The organism is Pseudogracilibacillus sp. SO10305 (genome assembly GCF_037072005.1).
GTDB lineage: Bacteria > Bacillota > Bacilli > Bacillales > Amphibacillaceae > Pseudogracilibacillus > Pseudogracilibacillus intestinigallinarum.
Genome location: NZ_JAXHDE010000009.1, coordinates 20,117 through 43,632 on the forward strand (window position 1 = coordinate 20,117; position 23,516 = coordinate 43,632).

At 34.2% G+C, this 23,516-nt stretch carries 22 protein-coding genes and 1 riboswitch; of the genes, 6 read left to right on the plus strand and 16 right to left on the minus strand.

Annotated elements, in window-relative coordinates; translation table 11 throughout:
- Positions 1-45: 45 nt before the first annotated feature.
- Entirely contained in the window at positions 46-2,496 is a 2,451-nt protein-coding gene (locus SPD45_RS08465) for a transglycosylase domain-containing protein (protein ID WP_336267314.1), read from the minus strand.
- Positions 2,497-2,626: 130 nt separating this feature from the next.
- Here SPD45_RS08465 and SPD45_RS08470 point away from each other — a divergent pair, with 130 nt between their 5' ends.
- Positions 2,627-3,127: an antibiotic biosynthesis monooxygenase family protein gene (locus SPD45_RS08470; RefSeq protein ID WP_336267315.1), complete on the plus strand. Its 501-nt coding sequence runs from the start codon at positions 2,627-2,629 to the stop codon at positions 3,125-3,127.
- Between the two features lie 49 nt (positions 3,128-3,176).
- On the opposite strand, the gene SPD45_RS08475 is transcribed toward SPD45_RS08470, so the two are convergent.
- The 3 genes from SPD45_RS08475 to dapA all read right to left on the minus strand — a co-directional run bounded on the left by SPD45_RS08475 (position 3,177) and on the right by dapA (position 5,162).
- Positions 3,177-3,656: a thioredoxin family protein gene (locus SPD45_RS08475; RefSeq protein WP_336267316.1), complete on the minus strand. Its 480-nt coding sequence runs from the start codon at positions 3,654-3,656 to the stop codon at positions 3,177-3,179.
- 41 nt (positions 3,657-3,697) lie between these two features.
- A complete protein-coding gene (locus SPD45_RS08480) occupies positions 3,698-4,117 on the minus strand; it encodes a disulfide oxidoreductase (RefSeq protein ID WP_336267317.1) in 420 nt (139 codons plus the stop codon).
- Positions 4,118-4,277: 160 nt separating this feature from the next.
- Entirely contained in the window at positions 4,278-5,162 is an 885-nt protein-coding gene (gene dapA / locus SPD45_RS08485) for a 4-hydroxy-tetrahydrodipicolinate synthase (RefSeq protein ID WP_336267318.1), read from the minus strand.
- Between the two features lie 129 nt (positions 5,163-5,291).
- Positions 5,292-5,471: riboswitch (Lysine riboswitch) on the minus strand.
- A 281-nt stretch (positions 5,472-5,752) separates the two neighbouring features.
- Here dapA and SPD45_RS08490 point away from each other — a divergent pair.
- Positions 5,753-6,919, plus strand: a complete 1,167-nt coding sequence (locus SPD45_RS08490; protein WP_336267319.1) for an amidohydrolase — start codon at positions 5,753-5,755, stop codon at positions 6,917-6,919.
- Positions 6,920-7,131: 212 nt separating this feature from the next.
- On the opposite strand, the gene SPD45_RS08495 is transcribed toward SPD45_RS08490, so the two are convergent.
- Together SPD45_RS08495 and SPD45_RS08500 are read right to left on the minus strand one after the other, a co-directional pair.
- On the minus strand, positions 7,132-8,346 hold the full coding sequence (locus SPD45_RS08495) for an ABC transporter permease (RefSeq protein WP_336267320.1): 1,215 nt from the start codon (positions 8,344-8,346) through the stop codon (positions 7,132-7,134).
- Positions 8,339-9,082 carry an ABC transporter ATP-binding protein gene (locus SPD45_RS08500; RefSeq protein WP_336267321.1) on the minus strand — a complete coding sequence of 248 codons (744 nt, stop codon included), beginning with the start codon at positions 9,080-9,082 and terminating at the stop codon, positions 8,339-8,341. The genes SPD45_RS08495 and SPD45_RS08500 overlap by 8 nt, the downstream gene beginning before the upstream one ends.
- Before the next feature lie 224 nt (positions 9,083-9,306).
- On the opposite strand from SPD45_RS08500, the gene SPD45_RS08505 reads away from it, so the two are divergent.
- The 3 genes from SPD45_RS08505 to SPD45_RS08515 all read left to right on the plus strand — a co-directional run bounded on the left by SPD45_RS08505 (position 9,307) and on the right by SPD45_RS08515 (position 11,216).
- Positions 9,307-9,735: an HIT family protein gene (locus tag SPD45_RS08505; RefSeq protein ID WP_336267322.1), complete on the plus strand. Its 429-nt coding sequence runs from the start codon at positions 9,307-9,309 to the stop codon at positions 9,733-9,735.
- 28 nt (positions 9,736-9,763) lie between these two features.
- Complete coding sequence (locus tag SPD45_RS08510; protein ID WP_336267323.1) at positions 9,764-10,126, plus strand: YtxH domain-containing protein; 363 nt, start codon at positions 9,764-9,766, stop codon at positions 10,124-10,126.
- A 214-nt stretch (positions 10,127-10,340) separates the two neighbouring features.
- Positions 10,341-11,216, plus strand: a complete 876-nt coding sequence (locus SPD45_RS08515) for a peptidylprolyl isomerase (RefSeq protein ID WP_336267324.1) — start codon at positions 10,341-10,343, stop codon at positions 11,214-11,216.
- A gap of 171 nt (positions 11,217-11,387) precedes the next feature.
- Here SPD45_RS08515 and yhaM read toward each other — a convergent pair whose 3' ends face one another.
- The 7 genes from yhaM to SPD45_RS08550 form a co-directional block, all read right to left on the minus strand.
- Entirely contained in the window at positions 11,388-12,335 is a 948-nt protein-coding gene (gene yhaM, locus SPD45_RS08520) for a 3'-5' exoribonuclease YhaM (protein WP_336267325.1), read from the minus strand.
- Positions 12,328-15,237 carry an ATP-binding protein gene (locus tag SPD45_RS08525; RefSeq protein ID WP_336267326.1) on the minus strand — a complete coding sequence of 970 codons (2,910 nt, stop codon included), beginning with the start codon at positions 15,235-15,237 and terminating at the stop codon, positions 12,328-12,330. Before SPD45_RS08525 ends, yhaM begins: the two co-directional genes overlap by 8 nt.
- Positions 15,238-15,252: 15 nt before the next feature.
- Positions 15,253-16,449, minus strand: a complete 1,197-nt coding sequence (locus tag SPD45_RS08530) for a metallophosphoesterase family protein (protein ID WP_336267327.1) — start codon at positions 16,447-16,449, stop codon at positions 15,253-15,255.
- Between the two features lie 196 nt (positions 16,450-16,645).
- Positions 16,646-17,902 carry an ABC transporter permease gene (locus SPD45_RS08535; RefSeq protein ID WP_336267328.1) on the minus strand — a complete coding sequence of 419 codons (1,257 nt, stop codon included), beginning with the start codon at positions 17,900-17,902 and terminating at the stop codon, positions 16,646-16,648.
- Positions 17,895-18,791: an ABC transporter ATP-binding protein gene (locus SPD45_RS08540; RefSeq protein ID WP_336267329.1), complete on the minus strand. Its 897-nt coding sequence runs from the start codon at positions 18,789-18,791 to the stop codon at positions 17,895-17,897. Before SPD45_RS08540 ends, SPD45_RS08535 begins: the two co-directional genes overlap by 8 nt.
- A gap of 11 nt (positions 18,792-18,802) precedes the next feature.
- Complete coding sequence (locus tag SPD45_RS08545) at positions 18,803-19,114, minus strand: DUF2178 domain-containing protein (RefSeq protein WP_336267330.1); 312 nt, start codon at positions 19,112-19,114, stop codon at positions 18,803-18,805.
- Between the two features lies 1 nt (position 19,115).
- Positions 19,116-19,319, minus strand: coding sequence for a helix-turn-helix transcriptional regulator (locus tag SPD45_RS08550; protein ID WP_336267331.1), 204 nt, complete (start codon positions 19,317-19,319; stop codon positions 19,116-19,118).
- A 171-nt stretch (positions 19,320-19,490) separates the two neighbouring features.
- Here SPD45_RS08550 and SPD45_RS08555 point away from each other — a divergent pair, with 171 nt between their 5' ends.
- On the plus strand, positions 19,491-19,676 hold the full coding sequence (locus tag SPD45_RS08555) for a YhzD family protein (protein ID WP_336267332.1): 186 nt from the start codon (positions 19,491-19,493) through the stop codon (positions 19,674-19,676).
- Between the two features lie 48 nt (positions 19,677-19,724).
- Here SPD45_RS08555 and fumC read toward each other — a convergent pair whose 3' ends face one another.
- From fumC to SPD45_RS08570, 3 genes are all read right to left on the minus strand, one after another.
- Complete coding sequence (gene fumC, locus SPD45_RS08560) at positions 19,725-21,116, minus strand: class II fumarate hydratase (protein WP_336267333.1); 1,392 nt, start codon at positions 21,114-21,116, stop codon at positions 19,725-19,727.
- 198 nt (positions 21,117-21,314) lie between these two features.
- Positions 21,315-21,548 (minus strand): IDEAL domain-containing protein, encoded by a 234-nt coding sequence (locus tag SPD45_RS08565; protein WP_336267334.1) that lies wholly within the window; start codon positions 21,546-21,548, stop codon positions 21,315-21,317.
- 64 nt (positions 21,549-21,612) lie between these two features.
- Positions 21,613-22,821 (minus strand): MFS transporter, encoded by a 1,209-nt coding sequence (locus SPD45_RS08570; RefSeq protein WP_336267335.1) that lies wholly within the window; start codon positions 22,819-22,821, stop codon positions 21,613-21,615.
- Positions 22,822-23,516 lie beyond the last annotated feature (695 nt).

Here is a 23,516-nt window from a genome sequence, read left to right on the forward strand (position 1 = left end):
TCAGTTTCTTCAAAGACAATTATTTTATTCCAACCTCATTATTCATTAAAATGTAATTTTGACACTATTTGATTTTTCACCTTCACGATCTGTTAATGTATCGTAAGGGACAACATAATAAGAGCTACCATCAAATAAAGAGAATTTATCTATCGTAAATTCATTTTTACCGATAACCTCTCCAATCTTTTGTACCTTATCATTTTTTTGTTCATAAATTCGATAAATAATCCGATCGTCTTCTTGTTTTGCCCAGGTTAACTTCCCTTTCATCAATTTAAATCCGCCAAATGTATGGGAACCTTTTAAATCTGTTATAACAGGCAATTGAATTGGTTCTTCTAGTGCATCGACCTTTTCCGGTTTAGTAAATGTCGCTTCTAATGACTGCTGTTCATTTAATTTAGTTAAAATTGTTTTCGTCATGACCGTTGGATAGGAACTACCACCGAATAAATAATTTCCTTCCTCAGAAATATCATCATATCCCATCCATAAAGCTGTAACATATTCTGGTGTCATCCCAACAAACCAAGCATCTTTCGTTTGTCCTTCATGTTTCGGATGTTGTGTAGAACCAGTCTTCCCGGCTAATTCATTCGGATAGTAGCCAGATTGTGCGGTTCCGTTCGTTACAACAGCTTTCATAATTTCTAACATATTCCATGCTACTTGTTCTGAAAACACTTCTGTTTCATCATGATTTTCTGTTAGCATTTCATTTCCATATAAATCATGAATATCAATAACCGCATGCGCTTCAATAGACCTTCCACTATTTGTAAATGTCCGGTATCCTTGCACCATTTCTTTTAATGTGATTCCATTTTCTAAACCACCTAAAGCGATACGTAAATTTTTATCTTTAAATTCTATTCCCATTTTCTCTAAATAACTTTTCCCGTAATCGATACCTATTTGATCTAGTAGCCAAACAGCAGATGTATTTTTTGATTGTACTAACGCATCGTACAAACTAACTTCGCCGTTATATACTTCGTTCGCATTACGAACAGGTTTGCCTTCCCATTCTTTCATTTCATCTTCTAACATCGAAAAAGGAGTGTAATCTCCCGTCTCAAGTGCGGGACCATATACAGCTAAAGGTTTCATCGTTGATCCTGGTTGCCCGACTCGTGCTACAGCACGGTTATGTTGTGAAGATTTAAAGTTCCTTCCACCAATTGCTGCAGCTATTTGACCGGTTTCCCCTTCCAACATTAAAAATGCCCCTTCGACATTTTTCATACTATTTCCCGGGAAATACGTATCTTGTTGAAATTCCTCAAATGCTATATTTTGCGCTTCTTTGTTAATTCCTGTTCTAATACGATATTGTGTTGCTTTTAAGTCTTCTAAAGTTAATCCGTATTCTTCTTCGACTTCTTGAATAACTAAATCAACATAAGCCTCATATGCCGGATTTGTTTTTCGTTCTGTAATTTGTAAATTAACGCCTTTTGCTTTCGCTTCTTCTGCTTCTTCTACCGTAATTAACTGTAAGTCTGCCATCGTTTGTAATACGACATCCCGACGATTCTTCGCCTTATCTGGATGATCGATTGGCGAATAACCATTTGGTCCTTTCACCATTCCCGCTAACAATGCACCTTCTTCTAAATTTAAATCTTGTACTGATTTATTGAAATATTTATTGGCAGCAGCTTCTATTCCATAACGACCTTGCCCAAAGTAAATAACGTTTAAATACATTTCGAATATTTCATCTTTCGTATACTCACGTTCTAAATAAAGGGAGATCATTCCCTCTTTTACTTTTCGGTACCATGATTTGTCATTCGTTAAAAATAAGTTTTTAGCCAACTGTTGTGTGATCGTACTTCCACCTTCTGCTTTACTACGTGTAATAATATCACGATATAGTGCACGACCGATAGAACGCATATCTACCCCACTATGTTCATAAAATCGCTTATCTTCAATTGCTAGAAATGCATTTTGAACATGCTCAGGTATTTCTTCAAGTTCTACAGGCAAACGATATTCATCATATAAATACCAAATAACCTCTCCATCTTCTGTTTCAATTGTTGTCGGTGAGCTAACAAACAATTTTTTCTCGTCTACAAACATCTTTCCACCATAAAGCAATGTCGTATATCCAATTAATAAAAGTAAAAAAACTGAACCAGCAAAAACTGCCACTTTTTTTATTGTAAAAAATTTGCGACGTTTTGAAGATGTTTTATCAGTTTCTTCCACTTCATTGATTTCATCGATTTCAACACTTTCTATTTCTTCTTTCTCGTTATGGTATTTATCCATTCGTGTTTTACGAGCAATCGTTTCTTTTTCATATGTTTTAAACTTTCGAGACGGTCGGTATATTTTTGTTTCATCTATTGCATCGTCGATCGTTTCTTTTCCTGTCGTTGTAAAAAAATCTCGTACAATCATAAAGAAAGTACGCTTTTCTTCCTTTTCATGACGGTCAGAGCGTCTTTTTCTTTCAGACGGTCCATTATTATTATCCATTTCATCACCTCAACTTGACCATCGATAATTCAGTTTTCTTTTATATTATACGATATTACCATGTATAATGGGTAATAACGACATCTTTTTCATTCAATTGTGCAAAATAAATAAGAAGGAGGATGTATAAATGTGGGGATTTATGACAACTGGTACTATTTCATTTTTAAAACAACTAACTAAAAAACATGAAACAATCGATTTTTCTTTCATGAAAGGCGGAGGGGCTACACTCGTTTATTATGAGAGTGAAAAAAAGAAAAGTATTTTCGTCTCAGGTAGAGCGTATCAAATTTTATATGACTTTAGAGCGCTCGAACGAAATGGCTTTGTCGTGATGGATCATATTCCTGTCGTCGATGACGGAAAAGACATATTTGAAAGTAAAGTAAAAGAATTTTTACCTACGATAACGCGTGCCTATGGTATACAAACTATTCGCTTTTTCAAACCTAATAAAAGTGATACTTATTGTATTATGACACAATGGAAATCAGAAGATGCATACGAAACCTTTTTACAGTCATCTATGCATGATTTTTATGAAGAAGCAACACTAGCAAGACATTCAGCATATTTTGCTGAACGACCATTTACTTCCACATATTATATGCTCAAAGAAGATGAATAAAAATAAAGCGGTTCTTGTCTATTTATGGCACAGACAAGAACCGACTTCATTAATTTAATACATATGTTTCAAAGAAATCTTCATATACTTCTTCGGCATTTTCAGGTAACCCTTCTATTCTAGCTACCTCTTCCCCGTTTTCATAATGAATTAATGTTGGAGTGCCTTCAATTTCATAATGTTTCATTTTATCATATTCTAATAAATTCAATTTCTTCATATCGACATCTAAGTCTTCAGCTAATGGAGAAACAATTGGCGTTGCCTTTTGGCAATACGAACAAGTTGGGCTAAAGTAATAAACTGTAACAGATTCCTTATTATCTAATTTTTCATCTAAATCATCCGGCACAATAATGTTTTGATAATTCGGATCATCTAACAAGTCTACTGTTGATTGTTGTAAATTTGTTTTATCATATGGATTATTATCTTCAATCGTTTGTTTATTTTTCATATTAGTCACTAGCATTAATCCTGCAAATAACACAACGATAACGACTATAATAAGTATCATTTTATTTCTCAATCTAATTTCCTCCCTAATCTTTTACCTTGTTTGTTCATTACTTATTTTGAACGTAACATCATAATATGTAATATAAAAATAATAATAAATGCTGTTCCAGCTAAAAATGGAATAGTAATAAATCCAAAATAGTTTACATATTGTAAATTACACGGGATTTCTCCACACATTCCTCCAGCCTCTTGTAGAAATGACAATTTTTGTACTCCGTAATGATAGACGGAAACAAGTATACCAATTCCACTTAGTATAAGACCCGGCAATGCAATATCTATATTTTTCTTCCATAATGCAACACCATATATAATAACTAATGGATACATAATAATACGTTGTATCCAACAAAGTTCGCACGGTATATAACCCATTATTTCAGAATAGAATAAACTTCCAAACATTGCGATTAATGCCTGAATCCAAATAAGTGTTAAGATATTTTCTACTTTTTTTGATCCATTCATTTGCTTCTCCTTTTTAATGTCATTCATTCTATCGTAATTATAAAATATAACATTTTTATTTACAATTGGTTGATTTCAACAAACTTGTGTCTATTATAAAATACTCATAAATTGTTCATAATTAAAAAAATATGAGGTAAAAATTTACCTCATATTTTTATTAACTAGCCTGTGTAATTTTTAATTGAATTGTTTTTTTTACTTCTTTTAATTGTTCTTCTGTTAATGGTACTAATGGTAATCGTACCTCTCCAACAGATACACCTTTCATATTTAGTACTGCTTTTAATGGTGTTGGACTTGGTGCTGAAAATAATGCTTTAAATACTGGTAATAATTGACGGTGAATTGCACCAGCTTCTTTAACATTTCCAGCATGGAACGCTTCAATCATTTGTTTCATTTCATTCCCGACAATATGTGCTCCTACAGACACGATACCTACTCCACCAATCGCTAATACTGGCAATGTTAAGCTGTCATCTCCACTATAAAGCAAGAAATCATCTGCTGTTCGTTCAATAATTTCTGCCATTGCATCTAAATTACCACTCGCTTCTTTTACACATACAATGTTATCCACTTCTGATAGACGAACGATTGTTTCAACATCGATGTTGACAGCCGTTCTTCCTGGAATATTGTATAACATTACTGGTAATGATGTCGCATCTGCAATTGTTTTAAAATGCATATATAAACCTTCTTGAGATGGTTTATTATAATATGGCGAAACGAGCATAATTCCATCTACACCGCATTTTTCTGCTTCTTTTGTTAATGCAACTGATTCTCTCGTATTATTCGATCCAGTTCCAGCAATAACAGTTAAACGTCCTTTTGCTTCGTTCACAACAAATTCAAATAACTGAATTTTTTCCTCAGTAGATAATGTTGGACTTTCCCCTGTTGTTCCTGCAACAACTACTGCATCTGTACCATTATTCGCTAAATGATCGAGCAAATTTTTCGTCGCCGGAAAGTCTATGTTCCCCTCTTCATTAAACGGCGTTACCATTGCTGTAATTACTTGACCAAAATTCATTTTCCTCACCCTTTTATGATATTTAACATATAAGGCTAATCTTATACAGCGTTTTAAAGATAAAAAAACAACAACGACGGCTCGCTGTTGCATAGACATTTATATATACTAATACATATAACAATATGTCTGCAAGATAGCCCTCCATATAGTTTCCTATATGACAGTTCTACACTTATTCAATGTAGACCCAACTATTCAAACAATGAGGTTTTGAATAATTTCGGCAAATTCCCCTTTCCATAATAATCATTAGAGCTCATTCTCTTCCTACTATGTACTCTTGGTTTTTGCTCCTCCATACTCACTTACAATCGTGAACGTAGAATATGTTTTCTTACTATGTACTATAACAAAAACTATATTAGTTTGCAATAGTTTCTTGTAGGATTCATCTTTTGTTCAAATCCTATGAAAAAAATTAATTTTTGACTATCTATATCGAAAATAAAAAGCTAAACAATCCATTATTACATGATAAAAATGGACTTAGAAACATAAATACAACAAACAAATCATAGTATAAATCGGTATATCGGTATTTTCATTTCTTCCATGTTATAATGGTTAAAAATTAGAGGGGGATACGTATGTTACAACAAATATTTCAAAAAATAGATGAACATTATGAAGAAATGATTGAGATTCGTCGCTATTTACATAAGCACCCCGAACTCTCCTTTCACGAGAAAGAAACCGCTAAATATATAGCTCAATATTATGAAGATTTACACATGCCGTATGAAACAAATATTGGTGGCAATGGGGTCATTGCAACATTAAAAGGAAAACATCCAGGGAAAACAATAGCTTTACGTGCAGACTTTGATGCCCTACCGATTCAAGATAAAAAAGATGTACCTTATAAATCAACCGTACCAGGAGTCATGCATGCTTGTGGCCATGATGGCCATACTGCAACTTTGTTAGTTTTAGCAAAAGTAATGCAACAATTTCAAAATGACATACATGGTACGATCGTCTTTTTACACCAACACGCGGAAGAAATAACACCAGGTGGAGCAAAACCAATCGTAGAATCAGGTGCTATTGACCATGTCGATAAAGTTTTTGGTAACCATTTATGGGCTACGACCCCTTTAGGTACATTACAAACACGTCCAGGCGTATTCATGGCTGGTACAGATAAATTTGAAATAACTGTTAAAGGAAAAGGTGGACATGGTGCTTACCCACATGAAACGAAAGATGCTTTATTAATCGGTGCGGAAATCGTTAGCCAACTACAAAATATTATTAGTCGGAGAATAAGTCCCCTTGAAACAGCTGTCATCACAGTAGGAAGTTTCCATGCAGGAAATTCTTTTAATGTTATTGCAGATGAGGCGACATTAGTTGGTACTGTACGGTATTTAGATGAAGCTGTGCAAGCGGTTGTAAAAAGAGAAATTACGCAAGTTGTAAAAGGAATTTGTCTCGCAAATAATGCCGAATACGATGTAAATTACAGTGAAGGGTATCCACCTGTCGTTAATCACGAAGAGGATGTAGCAACACTATTTAAAGCGAGTGAACACATACCAGAAATTAAAGAAAAATATGTTTCAGAAGCCCAAATGGGTGGAGAAGATTTTGCCTACTATGTGCGACAAAAAGAAGGTGTATTTTTCTTTACAGGTGCACAGAAAGAACGACATTCCTATCCACACCATCATCCTATGTTCGACTTTGATGAACGTGCAATGCCAATTGCCGCAAAAACATTTATTAGTGCCTACTTTGAATCGCAAAAATAAAAAACAAAGCTAGGACATAACTAGTTTTTATTCTATTTTCGTTGAAATGATTAGGAGCTTGTCAAAGAGTGAACTTCTTTTTCTGTTCGTTGATGTAGTTCCTTTGAAGAAACGATGTAGTTAATCCAATAAAATAAAAAAGGGAATTTCAGTAAAACTTAATTTACTGGAATTCCCTTTTATTGTTCCCTAAATTTTGTCTCAAGTTCATATTATTTATTAATTCGTTTTTCAATATACATTGAATGGAATAAGTAATTAAACAATAGCCCTAATGAAAACATAATTAACGCTAATTGAAACTCCGTCATAGCAACAAAAACGAGTGTAAATAGAATCGTTTGTGCAATCGTTAAATTAGAAGAAAACGCAATATACCGGTTCCTTTTCTCTTGTTGATCGACTGGATAAATGTCTAACCACATACTCGTTTGATGGTGATAGTATAATGAAACCATTTGAAAAATTGCCATGTAAATAAAAAGCAATCCAAATAAGATTTTCAATACATCGTTCGGAATAAATAATATAAATAGCGTTCCGATTACGATTAATCGAATATACATATTTAAATAATCACTACTACGAATAAATGTTAAACGATATAAATAGTCATATGTCTTCTTTTGTGAAAATGATACCTGTTTTTCCACCATATTCGTAAGAAGTCGTCGCTTTTTCATTCGCTTTGTTATTTGTGGAGCTTCCGCAAACATACTAACGAAACGATAAAATTGTGCCAAACGATGTTTATCATTTTCGATTAAAACATCCCAAGCTAATCCTTGTTGTTTTTTCAATGTCAACGTATTTCTTAATAGAACGATACTTAAAAACATAATAAACACAATCGTAAAGTAACTGCTAGCAAGCAAGAAATAAAAGAAATAAATACTAATAGCTGCACGAAGGACAATATCTTGTTTTCTAAAAAACGCATCATGACTTCGTAACATATACCAGTTCATCCACATATGTACTGCTTTTAAAATGAGCACAACCCCGATTAAAATACCGTACTGTGTTAACCCTTTTTCCGGATAAATATGGGTATATAATGGGCCAATGGCAACGACTGTAAATAAAACGATATATAATTGAAAAAAATAATTATATAAAAATGTACGCTTAAAATAAGGTGTCATTGCTCGTTCCTTTACAATAATGAACACTTTATCAGGTTCTTTAAGAAAAAATTGTAATGGATTATATGTGACGACAATTCCAAATACAACTGCCATCACAATCGTCGGAATAAGCGGATCTGTTATTTGCTCAATCATTTGTTGATAATAGACAGAAACCGTCACTAATATAAAAATGAGCGCAATCATAAAATGCCCATTAAAAATATAACGCAAGTAACGATTTAATAACTTCATATGTTCTTTGAAGCGCTCTTGAAACAGTTCCTTTGCATTAAACATTGTTCTCTTCCTTTGTTAACTGGATATAAATATCATCTAGTGACGCACCTGGCATCGAAAAATCTGCTTGAAGTTCCGCTAACGTTCCGTGTGCACGAATTTCTCCTTCATGAATAATCACGAATCGATCACAATATTGTTGTGCCGTTGCTAAAATATGTGTCGACATTAATACGCCTGCACCATTGTGCTTCATTTTTTCAATCCATTCTAAATAAGCCTGAATTCCTAAAGGATCCAGTCCAACGAATGGTTCATCGACAATATATAATGCTGGCTCTATTAAAAATGCACACATAATCATTACTTTTTGTCGCATACCTTTAGAAAAATGGACAGGGAACCAATGTAAATGCCTTTCCATTCGAAACGCCTTTAGTAAATGTGGCAATCTTTGCTCAAAATCTTCTTCTGCAATGTCATATGCCATTGCGGTTAATCGTAAATGTTCATGCAATGTTAATTCATCGTATAAAATTGGCTGTTCTGGAATATACGCTAATTGCTTCCGATAATTTTCTTCGTTATCTTTAAATGTATGTCCATTAATTTTAATAGACCCTGATTTCGGTTGCATTAAGCCAATGACATGTTTAATTGTCGTACTTTTTCCAGCACCATTTAAACCAATTAAACCGACAATTTCATTTTTATGTACGGTAAATGATATATTTTGTAATACATTTTTATTCGTGTATCCACCAATTACATGTTCAATCTGTAGTAATGGTTGCATCCATCATTCCTCCAATTCTGGATTATCCATCCTTTTCAATCTAATACTAGTATATAGTATTTTCACTTTTGTTGTATAATGATACAACAATCGTTCACAATAGGAATAAACTTTTACAATGGATGAACACAACCTCTAACGTTTCACACGAATCATACATATACTTGTTCGTATGTTTATGTTAAAATAAACATACGATTACTAAACGTTGGAGGTTGTTGAATATGAAACATGATGATTGCCTATTTTGTAAAATAATCGCAGGTGAAATCCCTTCTGCAAAAGTGTATGAAGATGAGAATGTATATGCTTTTCTTGATATTAGTCAAGTAACAACTGGTCACACATTAGTAATACCTAAAGTACATACGGTCGATATTTATGAGATGGATGAAAATGTTGCATCCAAAATCTTCACATCTGTTCCAAAAATTGCTAGAGCGATGAAAACAGCATTTAAACCGGCTGGATTAAATATTTTAAACAACAATGAGGTTGCCGCTGGTCAATCTGTATTTCATTTCCATTTACACTTGATTCCACGTTATAATAAAGATGATGGTTTCAATGCAAAATGGATTATGAGAAATGATGAATTTTCACAAGAAGAACTTCAAGATATGGCAAACAATATTGCAAAAGAAATTGAATAAACTTTAATATGAAGGAGTCGATATAGGTATGTCGAACGGAAAGTCAATCATTACAGGTTTTATCGTGGGTGGAGTCGTTAGCGCAGCAACAGCATTATTAGTCACACCTACTTCTGGGAGAGAATTACGTCAACAAATAAAAGAACAAAGTTTAGAATGGAAAAGTACGGTGGATGACATTATCCAAGATGGTTTACGTTTAAAAGACCAAATTGCAAAGACTTCTAAAGAAGGTGTTGCATTAATTAACGAGTTAACAGAAGAAATGAAAACATCTATTGAAGAGTGGAAAGAAGCGATTGAACCACATCAGGAAAATATCCACGGATATTTAGAAGAAATTGAATCTAGTATTAAAGATTTAGAAAACAAATTACAAAATCAAAAATAATTTTTTAAAAGGTTGGGGCATCTGTACACGTAATAAAATTGGAATACATGTTCAAAGGTATCAAAACATTTCCTATTTATTTTTATTACAATTATATGTCCGAACCTTTTTTATTGTCACATAAATAACATATTTTAAAAGGGTGCTAATCATTTATCCATTCGTTAAAATATGTTACTCTTTAATGAGGATGAATTGAAGGAGTGTAGTTAAGTTGAAAAAAGTAATTGCAGCAACAACATTATCAATCAGCATATTAGGACTTGCAGCATGTGGTGGAGGATCTGAAACAGTTGTAGATTCTAAAGCTGGAAAAATAACGAAAGATGATTTTTATGAAGCCTTACAAGAACAAAATGGCGCAGAAGTGTTAACTGAATTAATTACATTTAAAGTATTAGAAGATAAATATGAAGTATCTGATGACGAGGTACAAAAAGAATACGATAAATTAAAAGAACAAGTAGGCGAAGACTTTGACAGCATTTTAGAAATGCAAGGATTAACAGAAGATGAATTAAAAGAAGACATCCGTAAAGGTCTGTTAAATGAAAAAGCTTTAACGGAAGGTATCGAAGTAACAGACGAAGAAATTGAATCTTATTACGAAAATATGAAAACAGAAGTAAAAGCGAGCCATATTTTAGTGGATGATGAAGAAACAGCAAACAAGGTGAAAAAAGAATTAGATGATGGTGCTGATTTTGCAAAATTAGCGAAAAAATATTCTACAGATGAAGCGAACAAAGATAAAGGTGGAGACTTAGGTTACTTCACTGTTGGTACGATGGTAGGCGAATTTGAAGAAAAGGCCTTCGCAATGGAAAAAGATGAAATTAGTGAACCTGTTGCTTCAGACTTCGGTTTCCACATTATTTTAGTTACAGATAAAAAGGAAACAGACGAAGAAATTGGTTCATTAGAAGATGAGAAAGAAGAAATTCGTCAAGTTCTCTTAGAACGAAAAATTGATCCACAAGAAGCTGCAACTAAAATCGATGACCTCATTAAAGATGCTGACGTTGACATTAAAATCGACGAGTTCAAAGATATTTTAGATGCACCTGAAATGCCTGAAATTCAAGGATAATTTTCACAAAAAAATAGAACGGTCATGTTTATCACGATAAGATAAACAGGACCGTTTTTGTTGTATACATATATCAAAATTAATAGTGAGCGACAAAGATAGGGAATATCAGTAAATTAATTTTACTGACATCCCCTTTTATCATTCACCGTTTTTCATCTCGGTTCTTCATTATTCATTCGTAAATTTTGGTTTATAAAATGATCGGTTATCCAAGGAGAAAATTCGTTCGGTAAATTCTCCTGGAAGAGTTTTTCCTAACTCCCTTGTTAACACATTCATTTGTGCATCAATGACATCAATTAAGTGTAAAATTTCAGCTTCTTGAATAATTGGTCGTTTCGGACTGCCATATTCTAACTGACCATGGTGGGATAAAATTAAATGTTGTAAAACGATTACTTCTTCTCCCTCAATACCCAATTGATCTGCCACTTCCTTCACTTCAGTTGCCATCATTGAAATATGACCTAGTAAATTTCCCTCTAGTGTATAAGATGTGGAGACAACTCCTGATAACTCATGGATTTTTCCGATGTCATGTAAAATTACCCCTGCATATAATAAATCTTTATTTAATGTCGGATATAAACTACATAACTGTTTAGCTACTTGTAACATACCAACAATATGATGTGCTAAACCAGATACATACGCATGATGAATTTTCGATGCTGCAGGATAAACATAAAGTTCTTCTTGGTATTTTTGTACGAACGCCCGAACTATACGTTGTAAATTTGGATTTTGCATTTCAAAAATCGCTTCTGTAATTTTTTCTTGTAATACTTCTTTATCTACCGGTGCTTTCTGTAGGAAATCAGAGACACGAACGCCATCTGTCACTTGTGCGGGACGAATCGTTTTAATACGAAGCTGTGCTTTTCCTCTAAATTCATTAATATCTCCTACGATATGAACAACCTTTTCTTCTACAAATGTTTCCATATCATCTTTAGATGCATCCCATAATTTCGCTTCGATCTCACCAGTAGAATCCGTGAAATAAATCGTCAAAAATGCTTTCCCATTGCTAGCCGTTCCCCTCGTTGCCGATTTAATTAACATGAATCCTTCAAACGTGTCTCCAATTGTGTAGTTTGCAATTCCTTTACGCATGAACATCCTCCTTCATCTTTTCGTTCGTTAAAATATGTGTTGCTTGAACTTGTTTCGCAAAATAATCTTTACACGTAAATAAAATAACTTGTTGAGTTACACTAATCTCTCGTAATAATTGTACCATTTGTGAAGATCGTACTGTATCAAAATGGACAAATGCATCATCAATAATAAGTGGAACAGAAATTTTTTCTTGCATGATAACATTCATCGCTAGGCGCAATGCCACATACAGTTGATCGATTGTCCCTTTTGATAGTTCATCCACTCTATACCTTCGTTGGTCTTCTGTTTCTACTTGGAATGACAATTTTTCCGTCGGAGCAAAAACAGTTACATACTTCCCTTGCGTAATATGCTCAAAAAATGTACTCGTTTTATCTATTACTGCATGGAAGTACTTTTCCTGGTACCGCTTCTTCGCTTCATCTAGTGCTGCCTGTGCTACTTTATATACGGACCATTCATTCGTCAATTTCGTTAACTCCGTCTTTTCCATCTCGAGTAAATAAATTTTCTCTGATAATATACCAGATGCTTCTAATTGCTCGACTTCATATTGTACAGCGACATATTGTTCATGTGTACCATTCATTTTAGTTTGTTTCCGAATCTTCTCTTGTCGGAGTTGCTCCACCAACTCTTCTAAAGTTTCCTCTGATTCTGTTGATGCAAACATTTCCTTCAATTCTACCTCTGAAAACTGTAATTGTAATGGGGATAAAATTTCCTTCATTTCTCGGTCTAGTGAAGTAATTTTTTCGTTTTCACGAGCGATCGTATAAAATTCATTGTCATTTTCTACTTGCGCGATCGCAAACAGTTCCTTCATTTCCGTACGATATGTCGCAATCTTTTCTTCGATATCAATTAATACGTTTTGTCGTTCATTCATTTCTCTTTCAGCTTGTTCTTTTTTTGCAACTGATTGCTGTTCTTGTTCATATATTTCTTCTAATTGTTGAATCGTTACATGCGGAACTCCTAAATGCTCTCCCAATTGTTTGCGTATTCTTTCTAACGGAGCAAATGTATGCTCCATCGAGTATAAATCGTTTTGTAATTCGGATCTCGTTTGCAACATTTCTTTCACTTCTCTAATATATCGAATATATGTATCCCAGATATACACTTCCAATTGTTGCAAAAATGGATATTGAAACGTTTCTGTCGCAATTTTATCTTGCAGTTGTGTCTGTTTCGTTTTCCATGCTTCCCATTTGTTATCAAGCAATAAATCTGCATGCAATACTTTTTTCAGTTCATTCTGTAGTAAAAATAATTCTTGATGGATTGTTTGTTGTTGTTGAATAATTTGTTCATTTTCGATATATTGTTGTTCCGTCATCTTATCGGTTGCATGCTGTGTACTGATTGGCACCGCATCCCATAATCGTTGCAAATATAACTTTTGGACAACACCAATGATAACGAGGATACCGGCAAACAACATAAACATCGGCATGTCATTGTTCCATCCGATAAAAGCACAGATTATTGCCACAACAATAGCCCCATACATTATTTGATTAGATTGAATACGTTTTTTCTCTGTAAAAGCTTCCATATCTCGTTGACGGGAGGCATGTTGAGTGTAAAACAGTTGTTCATTTTCGTATCGTTTATTTGCCGTTTTTCGTTCTTCTAATAACGTTTCATCTATTATTTGATCCTTTATATCATCTATTTCTTTTTCAAGTCGATTGATTTCTGTCTGGTTCGTACGTTTTTCGTCTTGTAAAATAGCCTCTTCCTGTTGAAGTGTACTAGCTTGTTCTTTTATTTGCTGCACTGTTTGGTCTAGATGAAACGGTAAAATAATATCCTCTATTTCTTCTACTGTTAAAGATACTTCTGATAACTTTTCCCGTAAAGTCTCTTCTATTTGTTTCAATTGAACAGTAAGATGTGCTATATCCTTTTCTAAATCAATATAAATCATTTTTTGTTTCATAAATCGCTGTAATAAAGCATGATAATCTTTAGAAAGTAATGTATCATTTGCTTCTTCATATGCTTTTTCGTACTGTTGTAATTGTTGTTTTAACACATTGCGTTCACTTTCTATTGGCAGCAAACGATCCTTTAATCGTTCAAAACGAGCAATCCCCTCTTCTGGAAAAGGTTTGATCTCCTCATATGCTGCTCGTTCTTTTTCCAATAATAGATAAGCCTCTTTTTGTTTACATGCGTATAAATGCTTTTCCTTCAAATGCAAGGTCGCTTCTATTTGATCTTGTTCTATCTCCAGTTGTTCTAATGTTTCTTTTAACTCTTCTAAATTTGTTCGTTTTTCAATGTACGTAGATTCTCGGTGTTGTAGTTGCCGTACTTCCTCTGTTAATGTTTCTACTTTTTTTAATTGTTCATTGATTTCTGCTTTCCACCCTCGCGCCTTATATAAGGAACCTAAACGTTGATCTAATGTTTTTTCCACCTTATATATACTCGTGGAACCAGTCAGTCCGACACTAAATAAAACATCATTTAAATCTTGTACCTTCATCTGTTGAATTTCAGATAATTGAAGTGCGGTAAATGCATAAATAGATTCAAATGTTTCACGTGTTAATCCATACAAAAGTTCCTCTAAAAACTGTGCCGGTGCTTCGCCATCTTCAGTTAGAACACGTACGCCATTTTTTGTTCGTTCTATTGTATACAGAGCACTATTTTGTTCAACTGTTAAAGAACCACCAAATCGTGAACTATATTTTGATTCAAAATGTTGGCGTCTTTTTGGAGGGAGTCCGAACATGACGAATAAGAAAAATTGCTGTAAGGTCGATTTTCCAGATTCATTTTCTCCATAAAAGGCATTAAATTGCGCAGAAGAAAAATCAAAAGTTTGATCCACCCATTTTCCAAATCCGTATATATCCGCTTTTACAAATCGCATCGTACCCCCCCTTTTTTATGTTTGTGAAAAGTAATAATGTAATAATTTTTCCGCTTCTTCGACGACTGTTTCTTCGTCCATTTTTTCAACATGTCTTCTTACGTTTTGCTCTTTCCACAACGGCAATACTGCATCTTGAATGGAAATGCTATTTAAACTTTCACGTAATTCTGCGATGAAAAATTGATCTTGTGACTTCGCTTCTTGAAAATCAATTTTATAATCATAAATATGTTGCCAATTTGGTAATAATTGATATTGTTCATTCCATAACATAATAAAATCTTCGATAATTCCTTCACGATCTAATTGTAATAAATAGTCATTCGAACTGTGGAATATAACATGGTTAAATTGAGGCTGTACTGCTGATTGATACAAATTTTCAAGAACGACTTCAAATTGCCCAACCGATTGTACATCAGATATGTCTACGATATGTTCAACAAATAAAATCGACTGTAACGGAATAAATGTAAGGGATATGTCATCTTTATCCATTACACAATAATAACAGCCCTTTTCTCCTGTCTCTTTCCGATGTCGTCCTTGAATATTTCCGGGATACACTATCGGAGGATGTTCACTTATATGTGTACGTGTATGAATATGCCCAAGCGCCCAGTAGTCAAACGGCTTCTCTTTCATTTCTTCTAATAAAAATGGCGCATATGGATCATGTTCATCATTTCCAGATAATGATCCGTGCAATGTAGCAATATGAAATGGAATAGACGCATCTTTTCGTTCGTATTGTGGCACTTTATTTTCAGTGACCGCTCGATATTCATAACTAAATCCATAAATCTCCGCTAATGGTTCATTTTCTTTCAAATACGTAAAAGATGTTACATCTTCTCCAGGAAAAACATGTACATTACTCGTAAATGTAATTGGATACTTATTTCCTTTTACATAGTCATGGTTCCCATAGGAAACAAATACTTCAATCCCATATTGTTCTAATTGTGCAAATCCATCCCGCACATAAATTTGTGCATGTAAGCTTCGGTTGTCTTGATCGAAAAGATCGCCAACAATTAGCACAAAATCAACTCGTTTTTCAATCGCTGTTTCAATTAATCGATCGAATGCACGGTAAGTACTTTTTTGCGTAGCCTCAAATAAAGAAGCTGGCAATGTAGCCATTCCTTTAAACGGTGCATCAATATGTAAATCTGCTGCATGGATAAATGTTATTTGTCGTTTCAATGTATCACCAAATTTCATTTGTTTAGTTAAATTTTATCATATCACGTAGCAAAAATACGAGCAAACGTTTGCATGCTACATAAAAATATAGCAAATTTATTCACATGAAAAACACCCAAAACAAGCAAAATTCTGGGTGTGCATCGTCATTCTATTTTCCACTTCGTTCTTTTTTTAATAAGATAATTTGTTTCAACTAATTCTTTTCCTTTTTTGACAACTGGAAGGCATTTTTTAAATCCTTTAAGGAACGAGATGGTCCATACATTAAAACACCACCACGGTATATTCTAGCGCCAAGTAGTGCAAATAAAATAGTCGTTCCAACTAAAATACCGATTGATAATATAATCTCCCACACAGCAATCTCAAGCATACCAATTCGTAAAAACATAATCATCGGTGTGAAAAAAGGAATATATGAAGTTACAGTAATAAATGTTGCATCTGGAACAGATAAACCGAACATCGCAATGAAAAATGCAACCATTATAAGTAATATCATTGGTAAAATAAGTTGTTGCACATCTTCCACCCGACTAACGAGTGAACCTAGCATTGCAGCAATCGTTGCATATAATAAATAGCCAAGTACGAAAAATAATAGGGCATACACATATATACTAATTGGTGCAGAGGAAATACCAATCATATCTAATGTTTCCGACACTTCTACACTCGTCGTAATTTTATATTTAATAAAACTAAAACTGACGAAGAAAAACAATAAAATTTGTGTTAACCCTAGTAAAGCGACACCAAAAATCTTTGCAAACATATGTGTCACAGGTGGTGCACTAGAGATTAATATTTCCATCACTCGTGAAGATTTTTCCGTTGCCACATCTGTCGCGATCATCTGACCGTAAATAATAACTGCCATATATAAAACGAATAACATAATATAGACGATGACTCGTGCTTGGTTTAATTCTTCGTCGGTTTTCGTCGCTTCATCTAAAGCAACTTTTTCAAACGATATGGGCTCATTAATATCCATTAATGTCGCTTCGTCAACACCAGCTTGTTCTGTTGCAATCGCTACCTTTAATTGTTGCAACTGTTGATGTATCATCGACTGAACACTCGATTCCGATGCTTTATTTTCATAATAAGTTGCGGTTAATATGTTTTGTTCATTAACATCAATGACTAAAAATGCTGCAGCTTCATCTTCTTGCACCATTTCTTTAGAAAGTTCTTCTGACTCACTCTCTTTAAAAACAATCCGTTCATCCATTTGTTGGACAGACACTTCCAACATATTTGCTACTTCTGTATCGCCTTCGATGAAGATGATTTTATCCTCCTCATCTTGAAATAACTTTATAATTACATCAATATTTGCTGCAGCAATAACGAATACTAAAGTAATAGCTGTAGATATAATAAATGCTTTTGATTTCAACTTTGAAACGTACGTATGCCCTAAAATCGTCCAAAACTTATTCATATTTTTCCCCTACCTTTGCAATGAAAATATCGTTCAATGTAGGTTCTTCTATTTCAAACTTTCGTACAAAAACCTCTCCTTGTAATGCTTGAAATACATTTCTTGCGATTCTCTCTTCCTCGATTTGTAAAACACATCCTTGCATGGTCGCTTTAAAATCTAGGACTCCTTCTACCTCTTGTAAAAACTGCAGTTCATCTTCACTATGGATGATAATATTTTTCTTACCGAAAGATTGTTTAATCTCTTGTAAGTTTCCTTGAACAACTGCCTTTCCTTCCCGTAAAATACAAATATGTTCACATAATTCCTCAACATGATCCATCCTATGTGAAGAAAATACGATAGATGTACCCTTATTCTTTAAGTCTATTACGGCCTTTTTCAACATTTCAACATTAATTGGATCAAGACCTGAAAATGGCTCATCTAAAATAAGTAATTTCGGTTCATGTAAAACAGCTGATATAAATTGTATTTTTTGTTGATTTCCTTTTGATAACTCTTCCACTTTTTTATCGACATAATGACTAATTTCAAAGCGCTCTAGCCATCTTTCTAAAGATTGTAATGATTCATCAGCTGGCATTCCTCTTAATTTTGCTAAATAAATAAGCTGTTCTTTTACTTTTAGCTTAGGATACAATCCACGTTCTTCTGGCAAGTAACCGATTAGATGACTTTTATTGTAACTAATTTTTTCATCATTCCATAAAATTCGTCCTTCTGTCGGATTAAGTAAACTTAAAATCATTCGAAAGGTCGTTGTTTTCCCTGCGCCATTTCCACCAAGAAACCCGAACAATTCCTTTTCTGGTATTTGTAACGATAGATTGTCTACTGCTATATGTTCACCAAACCGTTTCGTAATATTATCAATTTTTAACATCCTATACCCCTTTACATTTTTTTATTCAAAATAGCCGCTCCGATACCATATGATGTCGTATGAACAATCCAAAGTACTGTTAAAACGAAAAAGGCTGTACTCGGTCTTTCATATATCAAAACAAAAATCAAACTAAGTAAAATGAAAGCAGATGTGACATACCAACTTATTGAGCGTGCACCATCATGTATTTTTGAATATCGTTCATCATAACGTCGTTCCTTCCTCCCTTTTTTAATGTTATATAAAGCAATTATTCCAATCAAAATTATCGCTAAAGGAAGTCCCATTAAAAAAGAAACGATATCAAATTCTTCATACATTCTACGTCTCATCTCCTTCAAATATAAATATTTCTTCAATTGGAAGTCCAAATTCAGAAGATATTTTAAATGCTAGCTCTAAAGAAGGGTTATACTTCCCTACTTCTATCGCGACTATTGACTGGCGTGATACACCAACCGCTTTCGCTAAAGCTTCTTGTGTCCATTTTTGTTCTTTCCGTAACTCTCTTATTCTGTTTTTCACTTTCGTAATTCCGCTCCTTTTGTCAAGGTAACTTTATATAAAGTATAAAATATTTAATGGCAAAATGTCAAGGTGACTTTACAAAAAAATAAAAACATATGTAAAACTTCAAATATAAGCGCTTTCATGGCATAATGGATGTACTACATATTTTTCTTAGGAGGAATAATGATGAGCGACTACGTGCTAACAGTATTTGAAAAAAGTGGAGAAAAATTATTAGATGAAACGATTCAAGCGAGCAATGATGCAGAAGGAAGAACTTTAGCAGAACAAATGCTCAAAGAGAAAGGTTATGAAGAACATACACACCGCTTCGTAGCTCCAAATGCAAGATTAGTTTTATTTCATCGTTAAAAAAAGAATGAGACGAAAGCACATTGGCTCGTCTCATTCTTTTTCATTCTATTCTTTAATTGTCCCGATCATATTTTCAGGCACAACATATTTGTCGAATTCTTCTTCCGTTAATAAACCTAACTTAACAGCTGTCGCTTTTAATGTTGAGTTCTCTTCGTAAGCTGTTTTAGCAATTTTCGCTGCATTTTCATATCCTATATGTGGATTTAATGCAGTAACTAACATTAAAGAGTCATTTAAGAATTGATCAATTTTTTCATAGTTTGGCTCAATTCCACGTACACAACGCTCTTCAAACGATAACATTCCATCTGCAAGTAACTGTGCAGACTGTAAGAAGTTGAATGCAATTACTGGTTTGAATACATTTAATTCAAAGTTACCTTGGCTCGCTGCAAACCCGATGGATGCATCATTTCCCATAACTTGAGTAACGACCATCGTTAATGCTTCACTCTGTGTCGGATTCACTTTACCAGGCATAATAGAACTTCCAGGTTCGTTCGCAGGAATAATAATTTCACCCAATCCTGAACGTGGGCCACTTGCTAACCAACGAACATCGTTTGCAACTTTCATTAAGTCAGCCGCTAATGCTTTTAAAGCACCATGTGCATATACCGTTTCATCATAGCTCGTTAATGAGTGGAATTTCACTGGCTCAGAACGGAATGCCTTACCAGTAATGTTTGAAATCTCTGCACACGTTTTTTCTGCATAATCTGGATGTGCGTTTAATCCTGTTCCGACCGCTGTTCCACCGATTGCTAAATCTTTTAAATGATCCGCACTTTCTTGGATCATTTTTTCAGTCTTTTCTAACATACGGTGCCAACCGCTCATTTCTTGTCCTAAAGTGATTGGTGTCGCATCTTGTAAATGTGTACGACCAATTTTCACGACATCTTTAAATGCTTCCGCTTTCACATTAATTGAATCTTTTAATACGCGTAAAGCAGGAAGTACTGTATCTTCTAATTTTAATACCACTGCAACGTGTAATGCTGTAGGGTATGTATCATTTGAACTCTGTGATTTGTTTACATCATCGTTCGGGTGTAATATTAAATCACTACCTTTTTCTTGTAAAAACTTATTTCCAACATGTGCAATTACTTCGTTTACATTCATGTTTGACTGTGTCCCACTACCTGTTTGCCATACGACTAATGGAAAATGTTCTGTTAATTCATCTGCTATAATTTTGTCTGCTGCATATGCGATCGCTTCTGCTTTTTCACTTTCTAATAACCCTAAGTCAGTGTTTGCAATGGCAGATGCTTTTTTCGTAATAGCAAATGCTTTAATAATTTCCACTGGCATAGTTTCATGACCGATTGGGAAATTTTGTTTACTTCTCTGTGTTTGCGCACCCCAAAACTTATCTGCTGGTACTTTAATTTCCCCGATAGTATCTCGTTCAATACGATAATCCATCACTTTATTCCTCCCTATGGACCGTAATTATTATTATGTTGCTTCGTACCTATTGTAACAAAGATTTGAGATGAAATGTACTGAAATCTCCTCACATTACAGAAAGCCCTTACAAACGGTCTATATCTTTATTTCAACTGTTTTTTTCCATATAAAAAGAGATATGGCATAAGTCCATATCTCCCCACATGTTCCAAATTAATGTAATAAATAAGAACGATATTGTTCGCTTAACTGCATAAATTTATCGTGATCACCTTCATCAAGCGCAATATCAATTTGCTTTTGAAGATGCTCTTTATTCCATTCATAACAGAGTTGGTCTAATAGTAAACGAGCCGTTATTGAAATATCGAACGGTGCTTCCTTTTTAGCCTCCAACATTTTTCCTTTGTAACGATAAATATGATAGTTTGTCTTTTGCTTTTTCATGGAAGACGCCCCCTTTTAGCTCCTTTACATATATTATGCACAATTATCAGAATTATTGCAATAATTAAATACTTTTCTTTTCTGGTTTAATACAAACAAATGCAAGAATTGCTGTAATAATTGCTAAACATGTAAATAAAATAACGATCGAAATTAATGTCTTTTTCATCAAAATTGCAATGATTGGAGGGCCAGCTGCAACGCCGATAAATCGCATCGCACTGTAGATTGACGTGATGGCACCTAATACATTTTTTTCTAAACTATTCGTAATGAGTGCATCTAAGCATGGAAGTGCAATACCAATTCCTGCTCCACATACTAAAAAAATAATAATAACGTAAATAAAATGACGTTCTAGCGATAAAACTGTGACAGATGCACCAGAAATTACGGTACCGATAAAAATAATCCATTTCATTTTTACAATATCATTTCCAATTTTCTTTCCAGTTATGTAAGAAGCAATCGACAACGCTAAAAGTGGGATAGCTAATAATAATCCTTTTTTCACGCCTTTTATATGAAAATCGTCCTCGAGAAGGCTCGACAAATAAAATAAAAAACCAAATAAAATAAACATTAAAATTGCTCCGATAATAAAAATTGCAATGAGCCATTTTTTATGTGCTTGAAATGTCTTTTTCACTTTTTCCCAATATATTGCAAACGTAATTTTTTCCTCTTCTTTTTCTTCTTTCTTTTTAATTAAAAAAATAATTAGCAATAGCGAAATAGCACAGAAAAACGGAATAGCCAGAAATGGTAAAAACCAAATGACTGCTGTTAATGCTGCTCCTAAAATTGGGCTTAACACTTTTCCAACTGTATTCGAAGTTTCGATTACACCAAGTGTAGCACTCGCTTCTTCTTTGTTAAACATATCTCCGATTAACGGAAAGACAATTGGCATTGCACCGGAAGCACCAATTCCTTGTAAAATTCTCCCAATGATGATGAAGGTGAAAGGATTTTCCATTTTCCATGCTGCAATTCCGGCAATTAATCCACCTATTCCGGCAATAATTAACGCCGGGACGATAATCACTTTTCTCCCAAATCTGTCCGATAAATAACCTGCGATTGGAATACAAATGATTGCAACAATGGAATACACGGTAATAATATAACTCGATTGCAGTTTAGAGATAGAAATTTTCTCTTCCATTACAGGCAAAATTGGAATGAGCATTGAATTTCCTAAAGTCATAATGAGTGGTACAGATGCTAATGCGACGATTGCCCAACGTTTTTCTCTTTCCATTGTCTTCATAACATTCCTGCTCCTTTTTCGACAGAAGTATTTGTATTATGCTCCAGTGGTATTTTTATATTCGTGTATCGTAGTTAATTTTGGGATGGATGGGGGATAGATTTCTGGGGTGAGAAAAGATGGGCTTGCTTAATTGAAATCGCATTTTTTCTGTTTTCAGAGATGGTTGAACAACCCAGCGTCCTTGAATTCACGATTTTTCTATTTTCGGGGACGATAGAACGACCCAGCGTCCTTGAATTCACGATTTTTCTATTTTTCAGGGACGATAGAACGATACAGCGTCCTCGAATTCACGATTTTTCTATTTTCAGGGACGATAGAACGACCCAGCGTCCTCGAATTCACGATTTTTCTATTTTCAGGGACGATAGAACGACCCAGCGTCCTCGAATTCACGATTTTTCTATTTTCGGGGACGGTAGAACGATGCAGCGTCCTCGAAATCACGATTTTTTATTTTTCAGGGACGATAGAACGATGCAGCGTCCTCGAAATCACGATTTTTTATTTTTCAGGGACGATAGAACAATGCAGCGTCCTCGAAATCACGATTTTTTATTTTTCAGGGACGGTAGAACGATACAGCGTCCTTGAATTCACGACTTTTTATTTTTCAGGGACGGTAGAACGACCCAGCGTCCTCGAAATCACGATTTTTCTATTTTCAGGGACGGTAGAACGACCCAGCGTCC